This is a genomic window from Mesorhizobium sp. M7A.F.Ca.CA.002.09.1.1, assembly GCF_003998555.1.
GTDB classification, from domain to species: domain Bacteria; phylum Pseudomonadota; class Alphaproteobacteria; order Rhizobiales; family Rhizobiaceae; genus Mesorhizobium; species Mesorhizobium ciceri.
Genome location: NZ_RZRR01000758.1, coordinates 1 through 2780, shown reverse-complemented (window position 1 = coordinate 2780; position 2780 = coordinate 1). Strand labels below are relative to the sequence as shown.

At 62.2% G+C, this 2780-nt stretch carries 5 protein-coding genes; 3 read left to right on the top strand and 2 right to left on the bottom strand.

What is annotated here, in order from left to right; genetic code table 11:
• A partial coding sequence (locus tag EN994_RS25760) for a 3-methyl-2-oxobutanoate hydroxymethyltransferase (RefSeq protein ID WP_245466086.1) occupies positions 1-459 on the bottom strand: 459 nt, incomplete at its 3' end.
• Between the two features lie 255 nt (positions 460-714).
• On the opposite strand from EN994_RS25760, the gene EN994_RS25755 reads away from it, so the two are divergent.
• From EN994_RS25755 to EN994_RS25745, 3 genes are all read left to right on the top strand, one after another.
• Positions 715-1113 carry an NADH:ubiquinone oxidoreductase subunit NDUFA12 gene (locus tag EN994_RS25755; RefSeq protein WP_013531353.1) on the top strand — a complete coding sequence of 133 codons (399 nt, stop codon included), beginning with the start codon at positions 715-717 and terminating at the stop codon, positions 1111-1113.
• Positions 1114-1236: 123 nt separating this feature from the next.
• A complete protein-coding gene (locus EN994_RS25750; protein WP_013531354.1) occupies positions 1237-1827 on the top strand; it encodes a DUF2155 domain-containing protein in 591 nt (196 codons plus the stop codon).
• Positions 1828-1902: 75 nt separating this feature from the next.
• Positions 1903-2289, top strand: a complete 387-nt coding sequence (locus EN994_RS25745; RefSeq protein WP_024503882.1) for a hypothetical protein — start codon at positions 1903-1905, stop codon at positions 2287-2289.
• Positions 2290-2298: 9 nt separating this feature from the next.
• Here the strand turns inward: EN994_RS25745 and aat are convergent.
• On the bottom strand, positions 2299-2780 hold a 482-nt coding region (gene aat, locus EN994_RS25740), incomplete at its 5' end, for a leucyl/phenylalanyl-tRNA--protein transferase (protein ID WP_127307909.1).

The following is a 2780-nucleotide window of genomic DNA, read 5'->3' as shown; positions in this document are numbered from 1 at the left end:
GCCTTTGATCTTGTAGCCGCCGTCCTTCTCGACCGATTGCGGCTGCAGGCCGATATGCCCCATGACCGGAATGCCGGCGGCGACGATGGCCGCGATCTGGCTAACCATGTCGACGCCGCCTTCGAGCTTTACCGCCTGGCAGCCGGTTTCGTCGACGACCCGCCGCGCCGAGGCGACGGCAAGTGCTGCCGTGACCTCATAGCTGCCAGCCGGCAGGTCGACGACGACGCAGGCACTGGCCGAGCCGCGCATCACGGCTTGCCCATGTGCGATCATCATCTCCAGCGAGGCACCCAGTGTCGTCTTGTGGCCGTGGAGGACCATGGCGACACTGTCACCGACCAGAAGCAGATCGACATGGTGATCAAGCAGACGGGCGATGGGATAGGTATAGGCGGTCAGGCAAACGATCGGCGCGCCGCCCTTGCGGTGGCGAATCGCCTCGGCGCTGATGCGCATGTCGGTGGTCGGCAATTCCGTGGCCAATCGTCACCTCCTTTGGCCTCAAGCCGGGCTGGATACAAGCATGGGCGCGCAGAGCTTTAGAAACACCGCAAAGGCTTGGCAAGCGTGCATGCAGCCACCGGCAGGATCACAGGCTTGTGTCGGGTTTCAGGAAAGCCATTTGCGCACACGCCGTGGCAAAAGCCTTGCCTTCGGCAAGGCCTGACGCCATAAGCAGGAAACGGGCGCTGCCGGCGCGAGGGTTTTGAGATGAAGACTTTCCTTACGCAGTTTTTCACCTGGTGGAACAGCCAGACGATAGGAACCCGCCTGCACACGTGGCGGTATGGCAAGAAGGTCGGCCAGGACGAGACCGGCAATTTTTACTACGAAGGCGGCATCGATTCGGAAGGCCGCACGCGCCGCTGGGTCATCTACCGCAATTATTCGGAAGCTTCGGCGATACCGCCCGGCTGGCACGGCTGGATGCACCACCGTGTCGACGTCGCGCCGTCCAGCGAGGACTACAAGCCACGCGACTGGCAGAAGCCGCATCAGCCCAATCTGACCGGCAGCCCGGCGGCCTATCGTCCGAAGGGCTCGGTGCTCACCAATCAGCATCGCCCGCAGGTCACCGGCGACTACGATGCCTGGACACCCGGGTCGTAGCGACAGGGTGCAAGCCGGTCCTTTATCGCCACAATTGGTGTTTAGCTGCTTGCTGATCAGAAAACGGCGACTAGCCTTGGCGATCGACAGAATCACCCGGGCGCGAACCACCGGTATCTTTGCATGAGCTTTTCTTACTCAATATCGGCCAGTCTGGCGCTAGCCGCCGGTCTTGCCGTCAGCACCGTGGCCTTCGCCGCTTCGCCTGAGCCCGCGGCACCCGCGCCGGCGCCGCCCGCGGGAGCGGACCGGGTTACCAATGCCGTTGCCGAGTTTGCCGGTATCGACAAGATCACCGGCCGGATCATCACCTTCGATGTCTATATCGACGAGACGGTGCAGTTCGGCGCTTTGCAGGTGACGCCGCGCGTCTGCTATTCGCGGCCGCAGGCGGAGGCGCCGAAGACCGATTCCTTCGTCGAGGTCGACGAGATCACGCTCGACCGCAAGATCCGCCGCATCTTCACCGGCTGGATGTTTGCCGAAAGCCCCGGCCTCAACGCCGTCGAGCATGCCGTCTACGACGTCTGGCTGAAGGCCTGCAAGCAGAAGTCGGATGTGCCGGCGCCCGACGGAGCCAAGGCTGACGCAACCAAAGCGGAGGCTCCCAAGCCCGCCGCAGCCAAACCGGAAGCCGCGACCACTCCGGACGTCACAACGCCTGATGTGACGGAGCCGGACGCTTCGGAACCCGATACTACCGACACCAACTGATCCCCCGGAACCGTCCTGGCCACAATGCGTTGGGCCACGGACGAGCGCACATTCATGCGTAAGGAGGATCTTCCGATGTCAGACAGCAAACGGATCACGGCTAGCAAGGCCGAATTGCTGGAACTCGAAAAGGGATTCTGGACGGGCGACTCCGCCTACTACGCGGCCAACGCCGACACCGAATGCCTGGTGGCATTTCCGCAGATGGCACAGGCGATGGACAATGCGGATCTGGCCAAGACCGCGGCCAAGCCCAACCGCTGGCGCAACCTGCAGATGGATCTCAAGGGCATTATCGAGCCGGGCAGCGACATCATCATGCTGACTTACGAGGCGCGTGCGACACGGGAGAATGGCGAGGCTTATGCCGCGCTGGTCAGCACCGGCTACGTCCATCGCGCCAACGGCTGGAAGATGATGTTCCATTCGCAGACGCCATTGGAAGCCGCTACCGGGAAGTAGGCTCAATCCTCAGGGATAGAATATTGCCTCGCCCTTCAACGCATCGGCGAGCATCTTCTCATACTTGCCGCGCGGCACGTCGACCGCGCCGAACCGCTTGAGGTGCTCGGTGGTGAACTGCGTATCAAGCAGAGCAAAGCCCCGCGCCTTCAAGCGCTCGACGAGGTAGAAGAGGCAGGTCTTGGAAGCGTCCGTCTCTCTGGCGAACATGCTCTCGCCAAAAAACACCCGGCCGAGCGACACGCCATAGAGGCCGCCGACCAGCCGGTCCTCACGCCACGCTTCGACCGAATGACAATGGCCTATCCGATGCAACTCGATATAGGCTTCGCGGATCGGCGCATTGATCCAGGTCGAGCGCCGCTCCGCGCGCTTTTCGGCGCAGCCGTCGATGGTCGCCTCGAAATCGAAATCGAAACGGATGTCGAAGGGATGTTTCTTGATCGTTTTCCAGAGACTTTTCGGCGTGTGAAAGCCGTCAAGCGGGATGA